This is a genomic window from Acidithiobacillus sp., assembly GCF_023229925.1.
GTDB lineage: Bacteria > Pseudomonadota > Gammaproteobacteria > Acidithiobacillales > Acidithiobacillaceae > Acidithiobacillus.
The window spans coordinates 128,550-143,429 of sequence record NZ_JALNYM010000003.1 but is presented as its reverse complement, the minus strand read 5'-3'; the positions used below and the strand labels follow the sequence as shown (position 1 = coordinate 143,429).

General features: G+C 59.5%; 14 protein-coding genes. 5 read left to right on the top strand and 9 right to left on the bottom strand.

The genetic code is table 11. The features are described from left to right. Positions 1–5: 5 nt before the first annotated feature. From bioC to bioF, 3 genes are read right to left on the bottom strand one after another with little or no spacing between them, the layout of a single operon-like run. Positions 6–887, bottom strand: a complete 882-nt coding sequence (gene bioC, locus M0P56_RS10735) for a malonyl-ACP O-methyltransferase BioC (RefSeq protein ID WP_291510024.1) — start codon at positions 885–887, stop codon at positions 6–8. Further along, a complete protein-coding gene (gene bioH / locus M0P56_RS10730) occupies positions 884–1,645 on the bottom strand; it encodes a pimeloyl-ACP methyl ester esterase BioH (RefSeq protein ID WP_291510023.1) in 762 nt (253 codons plus the stop codon). The genes bioC and bioH overlap by 4 nt, the downstream gene beginning before the upstream one ends. After that, entirely contained in the window at positions 1,642–2,811 is a 1,170-nt protein-coding gene (gene bioF, locus M0P56_RS10725; RefSeq protein WP_291510022.1) for an 8-amino-7-oxononanoate synthase, read from the bottom strand. Before bioF ends, bioH begins: the two co-directional genes overlap by 4 nt. A gap of 116 nt (positions 2,812–2,927) precedes the next feature. Between bioF and M0P56_RS10720 the strand changes: the two genes are divergently transcribed. The 5 genes from M0P56_RS10720 to M0P56_RS10700 all read left to right on the top strand — a co-directional run bounded on the left by M0P56_RS10720 (position 2,928) and on the right by M0P56_RS10700 (position 8,510). Next, complete coding sequence (locus M0P56_RS10720) at positions 2,928–3,641, top strand: ComF family protein (protein ID WP_291510021.1); 714 nt, start codon at positions 2,928–2,930, stop codon at positions 3,639–3,641. Positions 3,642–3,648: 7 nt separating this feature from the next. Beyond that, complete coding sequence (gene trmL / locus M0P56_RS10715) at positions 3,649–4,128, top strand: tRNA (uridine(34)/cytosine(34)/5-carboxymethylaminomethyluridine(34)-2'-O)-methyltransferase TrmL (RefSeq protein ID WP_366110097.1); 480 nt, start codon at positions 3,649–3,651, stop codon at positions 4,126–4,128. A 108-nt stretch (positions 4,129–4,236) separates the two neighbouring features. Further along, positions 4,237–6,345: a 5-histidylcysteine sulfoxide synthase gene (gene ovoA / locus M0P56_RS10710; RefSeq protein ID WP_291510019.1), complete on the top strand. Its 2,109-nt coding sequence runs from the start codon at positions 4,237–4,239 to the stop codon at positions 6,343–6,345. Beyond that, on the top strand, positions 6,342–7,499 hold the full coding sequence (locus M0P56_RS10705; protein WP_291510018.1) for a PatB family C-S lyase: 1,158 nt from the start codon (positions 6,342–6,344) through the stop codon (positions 7,497–7,499). The genes ovoA and M0P56_RS10705 overlap by 4 nt, the downstream gene beginning before the upstream one ends. 102 nt (positions 7,500–7,601) lie before the next feature. Next, entirely contained in the window at positions 7,602–8,510 is a 909-nt protein-coding gene (locus M0P56_RS10700) for a lysophospholipid acyltransferase family protein (RefSeq protein WP_291510017.1), read from the top strand. Between the two features lie 5 nt (positions 8,511–8,515). On the opposite strand, the gene waaA is transcribed toward M0P56_RS10700, so the two are convergent. The 6 genes from waaA to M0P56_RS10670 form a co-directional block, all read right to left on the bottom strand. Beyond that, positions 8,516–9,769 carry a lipid IV(A) 3-deoxy-D-manno-octulosonic acid transferase gene (gene waaA / locus M0P56_RS10695; protein WP_291510016.1) on the bottom strand — a complete coding sequence of 418 codons (1,254 nt, stop codon included), beginning with the start codon at positions 9,767–9,769 and terminating at the stop codon, positions 8,516–8,518. Next, positions 9,766–10,446, bottom strand: a complete 681-nt coding sequence (locus M0P56_RS10690; RefSeq protein ID WP_291510015.1) for a tyrosine-protein phosphatase — start codon at positions 10,444–10,446, stop codon at positions 9,766–9,768. Before M0P56_RS10690 ends, waaA begins: the two co-directional genes overlap by 4 nt. After that, positions 10,443–11,495 carry a lipopolysaccharide heptosyltransferase I gene (gene waaC / locus M0P56_RS10685; RefSeq protein ID WP_291510014.1) on the bottom strand — a complete coding sequence of 351 codons (1,053 nt, stop codon included), beginning with the start codon at positions 11,493–11,495 and terminating at the stop codon, positions 10,443–10,445. Before waaC ends, M0P56_RS10690 begins: the two co-directional genes overlap by 4 nt. Next, the gene (locus tag M0P56_RS10680; protein WP_291510013.1) at positions 11,495–12,292 is read right to left on the bottom strand and encodes a glycosyltransferase family 2 protein; all 798 of its coding nucleotides are present in this window, start codon (positions 12,290–12,292) and stop codon (positions 11,495–11,497) included. The genes waaC and M0P56_RS10680 overlap by 1 nt, the downstream gene beginning before the upstream one ends. Then, the gene (locus tag M0P56_RS10675) at positions 12,293–13,240 is read right to left on the bottom strand and encodes a glycosyltransferase family 2 protein (protein WP_291510162.1); all 948 of its coding nucleotides are present in this window, start codon (positions 13,238–13,240) and stop codon (positions 12,293–12,295) included. A gap of 309 nt (positions 13,241–13,549) precedes the next feature. Continuing rightward, a complete protein-coding gene (locus tag M0P56_RS10670) occupies positions 13,550–14,773 on the bottom strand; it encodes an O-antigen ligase family protein (protein ID WP_291510012.1) in 1,224 nt (407 codons plus the stop codon). Positions 14,774–14,880 lie beyond the last annotated feature (107 nt).

The window sequence follows — 14,880 nt, the reverse complement described above, 5'->3', positions numbered from 1 at the left end:
CTGCGTCACGGGCGGCGATGATGCCGTTGGATCAACGGAAAAGCGATACCGCCGTCTGCACGCGGAAGGGCGCGCGGTCCACTGCTCCAGGCATGTCCGTAGACGACTTCATAGGTAGCGGGCAGGCGGCCGTCGGCGCGAAAACCCTCGTAGGCCTGCCGCAGTGCCTGCAGGCGGCGGGGGGTGAGCAGGCCACGGGCGCGACCCGCGGCGGCATTGGTGGCACCGACATTACGCAGGTCCCGCAGGAGATCGTCTACGGCCGCATAGGTGAGCTGATAATGTTCTACATCCAGGACCGGCATTTCGTAGCCCTGACGCACCAAGGCATCACCAATATCATGCATGTCGATGAAATGACTGACATGGGGCTGGTCGTCCACCGTCGCAAAGGCCTGACGCAGTTCTTTGAGGGTGTCCGGACCGAGGGTGCTGAACATGAGCAGACCGCCAGGACGCAGCACCCGCGCAAACTCGCGTAACACCTGATCCAGATCATTGCACCACTGAATGGACATATTAGCGTAGAGTAGGTCGACGCTGGCCGTCGCCAGTGGCAAATTTTCCGCGTCGCCCTGGCAGAAATGCTGACGCTGACGCCAGCCTTTACGACGCCGGGCCTGCTGTAACATGTTCGACGCCAGATCCAGGGCGAGCAGCCGCGCCTTGGGATAACGGCGATTGAGACGGCGGCTTTGCAGGCCGGTACCACTACCCATATCGAGTATCCATTGGGGTTCCAGCTTGACGAGGTCCAGTCGCTCAATGAGCTGCGCGCCGACCTGATCCTGCAAGACGGCACTGATTTCATACGCGGCCGCTGCCTGCTCAAAAGCCCGCCGCACAGCGCGTTTTTCCATGAAGAAGGACGGGATGCCGGAGTTCATCCCCAGGTCTCCAGCAGCGCCTGGGTACAGGCTTGCGGATGCGACAGAAAAGGGGCGTGACCAGTCTGTTCCAGGAGGGTAAACCGGCTGCCGGTCAGATGCTGGTGGAGATATTCGCTGGCACCGACGGGCACGATCCGGTCCTGTCGCCCATGCACGATATGCACCGGCATGGGCAGTCTCCTCAGTTGGCTACGCAAATCCACCTCCCGCAGCAGCCGCAGTCCATCGGCAAGACAGGTCTGATCCGGCATGGGCCAGGCGCTGAGGCCTTCCAGAGCGCGGCGTCCTTGTGGATCGTTCAACACTTGCAGGGCGAGGAAGCGCCGCCGGGTACCCTGGGGATCTTCGCGCAGGCGTTGCGCGAAATCCTCCAGAGTCGCGGCAGGAATGGCCGGAGACCAGTCGGGGCGTTGGCAAAAGGCGGGGGAACTGGATACCAGCACCAGTCCCTCCAATAATTCAGGGTGCTGTAAGGCGATGCCCAGGGCCAACAAGCCCCCGAGGGACCAGCCGAGCAACAGCGGCTTGGGGGCCTCCTGAGCAAGCATCTGACGGAGACGCTCCAGACTGGCAGACCAAGCCAGGCCGGAGGGCGCACAGGGCGTCTGCCCGTGACCGGGGAGATCGTAGCTGATGCAGGTGAAATGCGCATCCAGAAGGGGCCGCCAGGAAGCGAAGACCCGGTTTTCCATCCCCCAGCCATGGAGCAGCACCAGCGCGCGTCCCTGACCACTGACCTGACGCGCCCAGCTCATAAGACCTCCCGGAGCGCGGTAGCCAGAAAGTCGATATCATCGTGACGGTGTGCCGCACTGAGGGTGATACGCAGACGGGCACTATCGGCAGGCACCGTCGGTGGCCGCACCGCTGGGCAGTAAAGGCCGGCACGGTGCAATTGGGCGCTGACGGTCAGCGCCCGCCGCGCATCGCCCAGCAGGAGGCCCTGAATAGGTGTCTCGCTGGCCAACCAGGGAGCGTCGGGCACTTGCGCACGCAGCTGCTGCCGGTGCTGCGTCAGGCGCTCGCGCCGGGCATTTCCATGCCGTAAAAGGTCGAGCGCGACGAGGGCGGCAGCCGCCAGGGCGGACGGCAGGGCGGTATGGTAGATGAAGCTGCGGGCGCGATTGCGCAGGAGATCCACCAAGTCCTGACTCCCCGCCACGAAGGCGCCGTAAACACCAAAGGCCTTACCCAGGGTGCCCATGATAACGTCTACCCCGTGGAGGTCCATGTTCCAGTGCGCCGCAGTGCCTTGCCCCTCCGTCCCCAGCACTCCAAAGGCATGGGCCTCGTCGAGAATGATCCCTGCACCAAACTGCTGCGCCAGGGTGGCAAGTTCAGGGAGCGGGGCGACATCGCCATCCATGCTGAACACCCCGTCCGTGATGATCCAGGCCTGCCCCCGGCCGCCGCGTTCCAGCCATTGCGCCAGATGCGTCATGTCGCCATGCCGGTAGCGGTGCAGGCGCGCACCGGAGAGACGCACCCCATCCACCAGCGAGGCGTGGTTGAGGCGGTCGGCGTAGACGCGGTCACCGCGCCCGACCAGCGTGGAGATGACCCCGAGATTGGCCAGATAACCGCTACCGAAGAGCAGCACCGCCTCTACCCCCAGCCAGCGGGCCAGGGCGTCTGCCAGCGCCGCATGGACGGGCCGCTCGCCACCGAGCAGGGGCGCCGCACCGGCCCCTACCCCGCTCTGCTGAATCTCGGCAATGGCGGCGTCACGTAACGCCGGTTCTGCGCTCAGGCCCAGATAATCATTACTGGCGAAGGACAGGAGCGGTTCGCCCTGCGCCCCCACAAAAGCGGGCGGCCCACGCTCAGGCGCGGGTTGCAGGACCTGCAACTCCCGCCAGAGGGCGTGCGCACGCAAGGCGGACAATTCCACACGCCATTGTTCTTCCCGTTCCGTATGCATAGCTTCTTATAGGGAGGGGCCTGTGCCTTGTCAATGGAGGGCGAGGGCGAGAGAATCAGATCCGGCGACAACGACTGGCGTTGCCAAACGACTTGACTAATAAGCAAAGGAGCTTCTTGCAACGGATCCTTCCACACCTGTATCGGCTACACGACGCAGTGGGGCGCTTCAGCCACTGGCTGTTTCCGGAACATTGTCGTGCCTGTGCCGCGCCCGGTGCCCCGCTCTGTGCCGGCTGTTTCGGCGACTGGCCGCGTCTGCCCGCCGAGCGTTGCAGTTATTGCGCGCTACCCTTGTCAGACAACGGGGACTGCCGGGTCTGCGCGGTGGAAGCCCCCGCCTATGACCACGTCTATACTCCGTTTATCTATGCCGAACCACTGAACACCGCCATCATCGCATGGAAGTTTCAGCAGCGTCTGGACTGGACCAGGCCACTGGCCGATGCCTGGGCCAGTGCCTGGGGCAAGCATCCGCCGTCCCGCCCGGACGCGCTGCTGCCCGTGCCTCTGCATCGCCAGCGCCTGCGCGAACGCGGTTACAACCAATCCATGTTGCTCGCCCGTCACTGGGGCAAACGCTGGAGAATCCCGGTCATCCCCGGAGCGCTGCAGCGTCGCCGCAATACCGGCCACCAACTCGGACTGAGCGCAGCCGCCCGGCGAGACAATCTGGATGCGGCCTTTGCTCTGCGCGGACGCGTTCCGGATCACGTCGCCGTCGTCGATGACGTACTTACGACCGGAACCACTGCCGCGCAGATTGCCAGCACCCTGCGGGATGCCGGTGTACAGCGCATCGACATCTGGGTGCTCGCCCGTGTCCTCTGAGAGTCCATTGGCGCCTGAGCCATTTTTGCACGTCATCCTGTATGAGCCGGAGATCCCTCCCAACACCGGTAATGTCATCCGCCTCTGCGCTAACACCGGGGCCACCCTGCATCTCGTGGAGCCCTTGGGTTTTGCCTGGGACGACCGCCGTCTGCGCCGCGCCGGGCTGGATTATCACGAATTCGCGCAGGTGCATCGCCATGCGGACTGGGCGGCCTGCCGGACATTTTTAGGCGATGCGCACGTTTTTGCATTCAGCACCAAGGGAACGCAGCGTTATCACGACGTCGCGTACCAGCCCGGCGATGCACTGCTTTTCGGCCCGGAGACCCGCGGCTTGCCTGCCAGCCTCCTGGACGGCCTGCCCGCCACGCAGATACTGCGCCTGCCCATGCGCCCCGGCCAGCGCAGCCTGAATCTGTCCAACGCTTGTGCTGTCGCAGTCTTCGAGGCTTGGCGGCAAATGAATTACAATGGCGGCGTGTAAATGAGGTGCTAACTGCCGCCTGCCGTTGAGATCAACCCTTCCCGGGCATCCGACCGGACGGTATCTTGTGTTAAACTGAGCCACCAAGGACGTACGGAAGGGGAATCCATGGCGCGTACACGTATCGCTGCGTTCCGTCTCGACGGCGAGCATGCTGAGCAGAAACGGGAAGAGATTCGCAGGACCTTTCACGAGACTTTTTCGCTGTACGAACAGCTTTTTGATCACCTGGCAGAACCGGCGGCGTGGTATGAGAGAGCCATTCCCCTGCGTCATCCCCTGATCTTTTATTTCGGCCATAGCGCCACCTTCTATGTAAATAAACTCCAGGTAGCCGGACTGATCGGACGGCGTCTCGATCCACGTTTGGAATCCGTTTTTGCGGTCGGCGTCGATGAAATGTCCTGGGACGACCTGGACGAAACCCATTACGACTGGCCCGCCGTCGACGACGTCCGTCAGTACCGGCAACGGGTGCGGGAACTAGTGGACGGTCTGATCCGCGAGATGCCCCTGTCCCTGCCCATCACCTGGGATTCACCGTGGTGGGTGATCCTCATGGGCATTGAGCATGAAAACATCCATCTGGAGACCAGTTCGGTGCTCATGCGACAATTACCCCTGTCCCGCGTCCGGCCTGTGGAAGCCTTCCGTCCCTGGACCCCCGCGGGGGCCGCGCCGGATAATATCCTGCAGGCCGTGGCCGGCGGCGCCGTCCGTCTGGGCAAAGAACGCGCGGATCCCCGTTATGGCTGGGATAATGAATATGGCCTTCATCAGGCGGCATTGCAGCCTTTTCATGCCTCCCGCTTTTTGGTGAGCAATCAGGAGTTCCTGGCTTTCGTGGAGCAGGATGGCTACAGCGACAGCCGCTGGTGGACCGCAGAGGGAGATCGCTGGCGCCGTTTCAGCCAGGCCCGGCACCCGACGTTCTGGGTCCTGGATCAGGGCACCTGGCGGCTGCGCCTGATCGCGGAGGAGCGGCCCATGCCGTGGAACTGGCCAGTAGAGGTGAATGCCCTGGAAGCCGATGCCTTCTGCCGCTGGAAATCGGCCCGGACCGGTCAGAGCCTGCGCCTGCCCAGCGAGGATGAATGGCGGCACCTGCGTGATCTCAGCGGACTCGCGGACTGCGATGCCTGGGATGACGCAGTGCCCGGCAATATCGGACTTGCCGACGGCTGTTCACCCTGCCCTGTAGATCAATTCAAACAAGGGGATTTCTACGATGTGGTCGGCAACATCTGGCAATGGACCGCAACGCCCATCTATCCCTTTTCCGGTTTCGAGGTGCATCCGGTTTATGATGACTTCACGGTGCCCACCTTCGACCAACAGCACAATCTCATGAAAGGCGGCTCATTCATCAGTCTCGGCAACGAAACGCAGCAGGAGGCCCGCTACGCCTTCCGCCGCCATTTCTTCCAGCACGCGGGATTCCGCTATGTGGCCTCGCCCAATGCGCTGCCTGAAGTGCCGGTCTATGAGAGTGACGCCCTGGTCTCCCAGTATGCGGAATTTCACTATGGGCGCGAATATTATGGGGTGGCCAATTTTGCGGCGGAGGTCGTAGGCATCGCGGTGGAGGCTATGGCCGACAGGCCCTTACGTCGTGCTCTGGACATCGGTTGTGCCGTAGGCCGCGGTAGTTTTGAACTGGCAAAGCACTGCCCCGAAGTCACTGGCCTCGACTTCTCCGCACGCTTCATCAGCGTAGGCGTGCAACTGCGTGAGCGCGGGCACTTTTCCTACACGCTGACCGAAGAGGGTGAACTGCAAAGTTATCAAACGGCCGATCTCGGCGCCCTGGGTCTGGCCGGGACGGCAGACAGGGTCCACTTCTTCCAGGCCGACGCCTGCAATCTGAAGCCTTTGTATCGGGATTATGATCTGGTAGTGGCAGCCAACCTCATCGACCGCCTGCATCATCCCCGCAAATTTCTGGAGGACATTGCCGACCGCATCCTTCCCGGCGGTTTGCTGGTCATCACTTCGCCCTATACCTGGCTGGAAGACTACACCGCGCGGACAGAATGGCTCGGCGGTTTCAAACGGGATGGGGAGAATCTGAGCACCTTCGACGCCCTGCGGGAAATTTTGTCCGGACCATTCCGTCTGCGCGATGACAGCCCGCAGGATTTGGCCTTTGTCATCCGCGAAACGGCGCGCAAATATCAGCACAGTATCGCGCAGGTGACCATCTGGGAGCGCTTATGAGCGCGGAACAAGGCAGCGTCGACTTCGACAGAGTCATTCCACGACGCGGAACCGGCTCCCTCAAATGGGATGGTGCGGCAGAACGTTTTGGCGCTGAAGTGCTGCCCATGTGGGTGGCAGATATGGATTTCGCCGCACCGGACACGGTCATAGCCGGTTTGCGGGAACGTCTGCATCATCCCGTTTTTGGTTATCCGGGCAACGAAGGGATTATGTTGCAGGCCGCCGCAGACTGGCTGACCAGGCGCCATAACTGGCGGCCGGAAAGCGACGCAGTCGCCTGCATCAGCGGTGTCGTTCCTGCCCTTTACGCAGCCGTACGTGCCTTCACCCGACCGGGCGAGGCGATCATCGTCATGCCTCCCATTTATCCGCCGTTCATGACCGCAGTGGAGGACAACGGGCGGGAATTGCTACTGGCCCCGCTGATCACGGATGACACCGGCCATTACTGCATGAATTGGGATGCCCTGGAAATCGCCGTCCAGCGGGCGAAACTGCTGCTCCTCTGCTCGCCCCACAATCCGGTGGGGCGGGTCTGGACACCGGAAGAGCTGCAACGACTGGGTACTCTCTGCGCTGAAGCGGGCTGCGTGATCGTCAGCGATGAAATCCATGCCGACCTCAGCCACCATCCGCACCGCCCTTTCCCCAGCCGCTTCCCGCGCGCGATTTTCCTGACCTCTGCCGGCAAAAGCTTCAATCTGGCGGGACTGGGTGGCGGGGTCAGCGTCATCCCGGATGCCGGGCTGCGTCACGCCTTTCTGAATGAAGTCCAGCGCAGCCAGATTCAGCACACCAACCTTTTCGCCCTGACCGCCATGACCAGCGCCTGGCGGCACGGTGCTGGGTGGCAGGCCGCATTGCGCCAGTATCTGAGCAATAATGCCCGCCTCATCAGCGAGTACCTGATGCGGGAGCTACCCGAAGTCGGCTACCGGCAACCGGAGTTCGGCTATCTGGCCTGGCTGGATGTGCACCATTACGGCGACGACGAGACGCTCGCTCGGCGACTGCTGCAAGCTGGTCTCGGCCTCAATCCCGGCCCCAGTTTCGGGCCGGGCGGCGAGGGTTTTGTGCGACTGAATTTCGCGGCACCGCGGAGCGTGCTGGAGGAAGGCATGGATCGCCTGCGGCGGGCGCTGCACCGGTAGTCCGGAAGTCTCGTCGCGGGCAACACCAGGCGAACACTGGGTATCCGAACGCCCCGCCCTATCCTACAATACCTGCCACAAAATGGAGGAGACCAGGGAAAAGTGGCTGAAGAGCAGGGAAATCTGCGGCAAAAGGCAGTAGCCTCGCTGGCAGCGGGCATTCTGCGCGGGGCGGGTTACCTGCCGCGGCGTTGGCGTGCGGCTCTCGGTGCAATGCTCGGTGATTTGGTACGGCTCAGTATGACACGGGCGCGCAAGGTGGTGGACGCCAATCTCGCCATTGCTTTCCCCAGGATGGGCCTGGCTCAACGGCATACCTTGCGGCGCGCACATTTCCGGACACTGGGCCAGGCCGCCCTGGAGTTGGGACCACTGTGGTACTGGCCCTTGCCCCGCGCCCTCGGCCTGATCCGCGAGGTGCGTGGGGACGATCTGGTGGACGCCGCTTTAGCCAAAGGACATGGGGTTATTCTCTTCACCGCGCACCTAGGGGCCTGGGAAGCCGCGGTGCTCTACATCGGGCAACGCTGGCCGGTCACCGTACTCTACATGGAAACCCGCAATCCGGCTGTCAACGCGCGCATAGTGGCCGGACGCGGGCGCAGCGGAGCGCAACTGGTCCCCAAGGAGGGTGGTATCCGCCCGCTGCTCTACGCGCTGCATCAGGGAAACGCCATCGGCATACTCCCGGATCAGAACGTCGATCCGCGCGAAGGGGATTATGCCCCGTTCTTTGGCCGTCCTGCCTGTACGACACCGGTGCTGGGCCGACTCGCGGCGCGGCGCGGAAGCCCGGCATTCGGACTCTTTGCCTATCGGCTACCGGACGGTGAGGGTTTTCGTATCGAGATTGTGCCCATGCCTGAATCTTTCCCGAGCGGCGATGCCAAGGCGGATGCCACAGCGATGAATGCCGCACTGGAGACCGCTATCCGTAAAGCCCCTGAACAGTACTGGTGGGTTCACCGTCGTTTCAAAGATCAGCCGGAAGGCTGGGACTATCCCTATTAAAAACCTTACGGAACGATATGATCTAGCAGGGAAAAAGTACGCCCCAACGCGCCACGCTGCTGCTGCAGAAACGCCAAGGCGCGCTCGCCCATCTCTGTCGCTGACTCCTGGGTGGTCAACCAGGCCCCCAACTGCGCTACCAGGGCCTCGACATCCACAACCTGAACCGCCGCGTTGGCCGCCAGCAAATCCTGGGTGATGCCCTTAAAATTATCCATATACGGGCCGAAGGTAACCGGGCGGGCCAGTGCTGCAGCTTCCAGGGGATTATGCCCCCCCGCCGGCACAAAACTGCCACCGATGGTCACCACATTTGCCGCCGCGTAGAAATCCATCACCTCACCCAGGGTATCTATCAGAAAAACCGCGCGCTCCCCCACGTCCTCGGCACGCGAGCGCAAGACAAAGGATACCCCCTTTGCCTGCATCCGTGCCATCACCTCCAGTCGCCGCGAGGGATGACGGGGAATCAGCACCAGCAACAGATCCGGCCATTGGCGCTGCAAATCTGCCAGCGCCGCCAGCGCCATCTGCTCCTCACCAGCATGCGTAGAAGCGAATACCCAGACCGGCCGCCCACCGAAGCGCTGCTGCCACTGGCGCCCCCGCTCCCGCGCGGCGACGGGTTCCGGCAGGTCATATTTGATATTACCGGTCACCACCACATGCCGCGCCCCCAGATTGCGAAAAGCTGCCGCATCTTCCGAACTCTGGGCCGCAACCGCGCTCATGCTGGCCAATGCGGGGGCAAAGAGCGTCCGGAAGCGGGCGTAACCCCGAAGCGAGCGCTGCGAGAGCCGGGCATTGACCAGCATCAGGGGCACACCCTCGCAGCTGGCTGCATGACAGAGATTGGGCCAGATCTCCGTTTCCATGATGATTCCCAGACGCGGTCGCTGGCGGCGCATATAGCGCGTGACCGCCGCGGACAGGTCATAAGGCAGGTAATACGGCAGCACCTCCGTACCCAAACGCTGACTGACTACAGCAGCTCCCGTCGGGGTGGTGCTGGTCATCAGAATGGGCACCTCCGGATAACGTACCTGCAAAGCCCGCACCAACGGAATCGCCGCGATGGTCTCCCCCACACTCACCGCATGGATCCAGATAGGCCGATCCGAACGGGGCGGCCCCCAGCCGAAACGCTCCCACCAGCGCTCCCGGTAGGCAGGTCGTCGCCAGGCTCGCCAGAGGGTAAAACCCAGAACGACAGGGCTGAGCAGCCAGAGCAGAAAGGCGTAGAGGCGACGATTCATCATTCGCGGTGCAAAATACGGTCGGTCAGCCAGTCGAGACGATACCAGGGCCGGAAGTTTTTCAGGACGTGCTCGCGGTCATACCCGTCCTCGATCCAGGCACGCAGGGTCAAGCCGGGCTGGCGGGCGGCAGCATCGTGGTAATTGAAGAAAAACCAGTCGAGAATGCCGGTATTGGCGTGCCGGATATGACCGAAAGGCCACAAACGCAGTTGCCGCTGCGCCGCGCTGAGGGGTATCCCCAGCACCAGATGCAGATACAGCACACTGATGAAACCGGCCCGATCCGCCCCGGATTTGCAGTGCAGCAAAAAAGGTTGGGGTAATTGATCCAGCATTTCTATGCCCGCCAGCAACTTGTCGCGTTCCGGCAGATCCCGGGAGCCGAAGCCGTGCAGGGTCAGGTGCGTCATGCCCAGGGCATCACAAGTCTCCTGCTCCAGACGGTAATGTGGTTCGTGGGGTGCCGGAGCACGCAGGTTCAATACCGTGCAGAAACCATGCTTTTGCTGCCAGCGCCGTAACTGAACCGGCGACGGCTGGGCCGAGCGAAACACCCCTGGCGCAATCTCGTGAAAATTCGCATAAAACAGCTCGCGGAAAATGCCGTGATCCGTCCAGAACTGATGCCGCCGGTAGCGGCGGCGCTCGTCCGACTGGAGCACCAGGGGGTCATTCATGATCGACGCTCCAGCAAAGGGGATAAGGCCGCCCAGACTTGCTCCGCGCGTAATGCCTGCTGACAGAGTATCAGGCCATATTTTGCTTCCGGCAACGGGCATCGGGATTTACCGCAAGGCGCACAAGGCTCGAGGCTTTGCAGGCTGGCCTGATGGTCCTCCGCCACAGAAAACCGATCCCTGGCCGTCGGTCCGTACAAAGTAACCCCCGCCAGCCCCAAGGCACCGGCCAGGTAAGAAAGTCCTGTATCCATGCCGACATAGGCATCAGCCCGCACGATCAAAGCGGCGAGCTCCAGCAACGTAGCGGGGGGTAGGACGACCACATTATCCGCTTGCTCCGCAATGCGCTGCGCGCGCGCCGCCTCGCGCGCACTGCCTGCGGGCAGCAACAAACGCCATCCCGCCTGTCGCAACGGGGCGGCCAGTGCCCGCCAATAGTCTTCCTGCCATTCCTTGTTCTCCCACGAGGTCCCGTGAAAACCCAGCACAAAGGGTTGCTGCACCAGCTCCTTCCAAGGCTGCGCCAGCGTGTCTTTACGCAGGCGCGCAGCGGCCACCTGCAAACCATAATCTGGCGGCGTTTCCGGCAGGGGGTAATCTAAAGCCTGCGCGAACAGCTGGCGATTTCGGCTGATGGCAGACTGCCCCCAAGACACGGGAAAGCAGCGATGGTAAAGCCGGGTGGCACCCGGTTCGCGGGCGCTGGCGGCATCCAAACCCCACAGCGGCGCACCGCCCAGACGGCCTAGCAACGCACTTTTGTAGAGACCCTGGGCATCGAGAATGTGCTCATAATGTTCCTCCCGAAGGGTCCGGCGTAAATCCCGTAATGCAGCCACTAGCCCACGCCATTGTTTTTTACGGTTGCGCAGCGAGAAGGGGATCACCCGCGCGACCCCGGGATGCAGTAGTGCGATGGGCGCGAATGCGGGCTCTACCAACCAATGCAAGTGCAAATCCGGCCGGGCCTGCTGCAAATCGGTCACCGCCGGCAGGGTATGCAGCACATCGCCCATGGAACTCAGGCGCAGCAGCAGAATCTTCATCACTGACTATGGTCTCTGAGTTCCAGCGCAATAGCATATTTCATGAACGCTCCCAGCGCAGTGGTCCAGGCAATGGCGGCACCTTCCACACCATCCAGAAATCCCAAGCGCCAGAAATAGCTGCGCCCAAAAGCCGCCAGTGCGTGGGTCATGGGCATGTAAGTATGGAGCGCTTTGCCGCGCTGGTGGACCTGCTGAGCATTGAGGGTGGCATAGAGGCGTAGTTTATCCAGCATATCCGCATAGCTCGGGAAAGAATGATGGTCCAGGATATATCCCTGCATACGCCGCGTCTCCCCCTGACCATACCAGCTTTCATGCACCGTATCCTCGGGACGATAATGCCCATAGCGTCGGTTAAAAAGCCTCACTACATAATCCCGGCTCCAGTCTCCGTGGCGTATGGCCTTGCCGTGAAGGTAATTATAACGCCTTAGCGCATAAGCAACATGAGGGTCGCTACTCCGCACCACATCCACAATGGCAGAACGCGCCTGATCGCGCAAAATTTCATCCGCATCCAGCATCAGTATCCAGTCATTTTTCGCCGACTCCACGGCAAACTGCCGTTGTGCACCAAAGCCTGGCCAGGACCTTTGAATGATCTTTACACCCATTTCCGTAGCGATGGTCAGCGTATCATCCGTAGAACCACTATCTACCAGAAAAATTTCTGCACCTAACGGCACCACGCTGCCCAGCGATGCACGCAGCAAACGCCCGGCATCCCTGGTAATATAAATAACTGATAGAGTACTAGCAGCCACGGCCACCTGATCTCCAAAATAAGTACTCATTTATTTACCGCACTTCCCCGGCAGGCCCCAATGTGTTGGCCGGAACAGAAGATGCCACATCAGTATTCCTCCGTAGGTCAAACAACGTTTACGCTGACGAGGAAGAAGCCCGAGAGTAAGCACCATTGCTATTCCATTGGCAAGAAAGTCAATTGCCGCTTTTACTGGCATCCACAAAGATAAAACCACCCAGGGAATGCGGCCCTCCACCTTACGTGCATAGAGCAACCGTGCGCGCTGAAATTCAATGCGCGACCCTACTTGAAATTTCCTAGCGGTACCACCAAGCGCGTGCTCTACCCTGGCATCTGGACAAAACACCACGTCAAATCCAAGGCGATGAGCACGTGCGCACCATTCCGTTTCTTCCAGATAAAAGAAGAAATCTTCGTCCAACATGCCCAATTGAGGCAAGAAAGAACGGCGTACCGTCATTGCTGCACCGATCAGGCTGGGAACATTTACCGATTGACGCTCCCCCGATAGACGCCCACCGAAGTATTTTGGTGCCATTCTTTTGAGCAGCGCCCTTGGCAATATTTCGTGCCAGAATCGCGGCAATGCCGCCACTACATTTTGTGTACGACCGACCGGGTCAATCAGGCGGGCACCCACAAGGGCCGCTTGAGGCCAAGCCAGAAAACAGCATGTCACAGCCTCCAGCGTACCCGATAATAATTGCGCGTCATTATTCAGAACCATGACAAAATCACGATCAGCGACCGCTAACCCCTGGTTGACCGCACGGGCGAAGCCCGCATTACAACCGTTAGCCAATATTTTGATGTCGGGAAACCGTTGCGAAATCACCTCCACCGACCTGTCATCGCTACCATTATCGATGACGATACAATGCTGCGCCAACACGCCTTCCGCAAGACAGGAAGAAATTGCGTCAAGCGTTGACGATACGCCATTGTAGTTAACAATAATAACGCAAAATTTCATAGTCACGATTATGCGACACCCGTATATTGCATGGTAATCCTATACACGAAGCCAACCTCAATGCGTCTTCGCAACCCCAATTTATAGCCTTATAAAGCATCATCCGACAGAACACTGCTGGAACCAGCAATACGCACCATCTCAGTGGGGACCCGTGAAAAATCAACGCAGTTAACGATATCATCATCGCGCCAGAAACTGATTCAAATAATTTATCAGGTAAAAAGCAGCCAGCCCTAAAAATACGGCAGCCATGACTACAAATTTATGTCTCTGCTTGTTGTCACCGCATATCACCGTTCGTATTTTCTACGCGAAGCGATTGTCAGTTGTAGTCGCGCCACGTAAGTCATCCTGGGCAAGGGGGATTGGTAAGGCGGCCAGTATCGCCAGCGAGAATACATTAGCATATCCCCAAATCAATGTGTCAGAAAAACTACCAGCTATAAATACCGCCATATAAACCAAAACAAACCAGCCTTCGGGAACTGCCTTCAGTCGCCATGCTGGTGCCGTTACGGCCCACAAGAACCACACCAGCAGCAACAGACCGGGAATGCCTAGCATGGCCAGTTCAAGGAGATAACTGTTTTGAGGCTGGCTCATGATCAACGGAGATGGCAGATCAGGTAAAATATGATTTTTCTGTAATTGTGCCATCTCGTTTGCGTAATTGCCTGTACCAACCCCTAGGATAGGATGCTGGAAGCCCATGTGCAGTGCGCCCTGGGCCATCAAAACACGCAGTCCCCAACTGGTATCGTAATCACCCTTGCTGACGACTTGTAAATTTTGCAATCCTTCTTGCACTCGATGCTGAACAATGGGAGACATTCCCATCCCAATTATTGTCAGCGCAATACCCCCCAATGCCCAATAACGCCACTGCCCCCTGAATAACACCAATACCGCAAGCGGCATGAGGATAACGAAAAGCAACTGACCAGTACGTCCGGCACCCATGCCCAATTGCAGCAGGAAGGCTACCGCGAGAATTGCGTTTGTCCATCTCGGCAACAAAACCCTATCCCGCATATCGTAGGCTATCCATAGCAATGCCATGGTCAGCGTCATGCTGAGAAAAATATGATTGGCGTAACCGACAGGACCAATCCTCGGAATCAATGGATTCCATTTCCATATTCCAAGCCACTGACATAAGCCGACTATCCAGTTCAATATCAACCCCGCCAGAAATAAACCCGGAATCATCCGGAACCTGCTTCTGTTCCAAGGCAGTGTTGTTCCTGCATACGCAAAAAAGAAATATCCGAGTCGGCTTATGGCTATCCAGGTATCGTGAGGGTTCGCTCTGCTCCAAATAGTGCCTAGCAACGTCCATAATATTAACAGGCTCAGCGGCACGAACCATGGGCGCGTCAGGATTTCCCATGAGTTTTTCCAGTACCCGCTCATGATGTATAGCAGTATAAAAATACTGCCACTAATACCCGCTGCTGCAGTACTTAACGGAAAGAAAAAAATCGGCAGACAAAAAAACAGGAACATGATTTTTTGTAAAAATGCATTCATATGCGTGGCGTCAGCGCAGTTTATATTCAAATATAGGCCATACCATGTTATGCAGTCGCTCGCAAATGGAAAAACATTGTTCTATTTTCTTATTTATATTTTTACAT

Bases quoted from the DNA above. Each gene is read 5' to 3' on its own strand.
- M0P56_RS10675 (WP_291510162.1), bottom strand. From the start codon at position 13,240: ATGAAATTTTGCGTTATTATTGTTAACTACAATGGCGTATCGTCAACG.
- bioH (WP_291510023.1), bottom strand. From the start codon at position 1,645: ATGAGCTGGGCGCGTCAGGTCAGTGGTCAGGGACGCGCGCTGGTGCTG.
- waaA (WP_291510016.1), bottom strand. From the start codon at position 9,769: ATGATGAATCGTCGCCTCTACGCCTTTCTGCTCTGGCTGCTCAGCCCT.
- M0P56_RS10705 (WP_291510018.1), top strand. From the start codon at position 6,342: ATGAGCGCGGAACAAGGCAGCGTCGACTTCGACAGAGTCATTCCACGA.
- waaC (WP_291510014.1), bottom strand. From the start codon at position 11,495: ATGAAGATTCTGCTGCTGCGCCTGAGTTCCATGGGCGATGTGCTGCAT.
- ovoA (WP_291510019.1), top strand. From the start codon at position 4,237: ATGGCGCGTACACGTATCGCTGCGTTCCGTCTCGACGGCGAGCATGCT.
- M0P56_RS10690 (WP_291510015.1), bottom strand. From the start codon at position 10,446: ATGAATGACCCCCTGGTGCTCCAGTCGGACGAGCGCCGCCGCTACCGG.
- M0P56_RS10670 (WP_291510012.1), bottom strand. From the start codon at position 14,773: ATGAATGCATTTTTACAAAAAATCATGTTCCTGTTTTTTTGTCTGCCG.
- bioC (WP_291510024.1), bottom strand. From the start codon at position 887: ATGAACTCCGGCATCCCGTCCTTCTTCATGGAAAAACGCGCTGTGCGG.
- M0P56_RS10680 (WP_291510013.1), bottom strand. From the start codon at position 12,292: ATGAGTACTTATTTTGGAGATCAGGTGGCCGTGGCTGCTAGTACTCTA.
- bioF (WP_291510022.1), bottom strand. From the start codon at position 2,811: ATGCATACGGAACGGGAAGAACAATGGCGTGTGGAATTGTCCGCCTTG.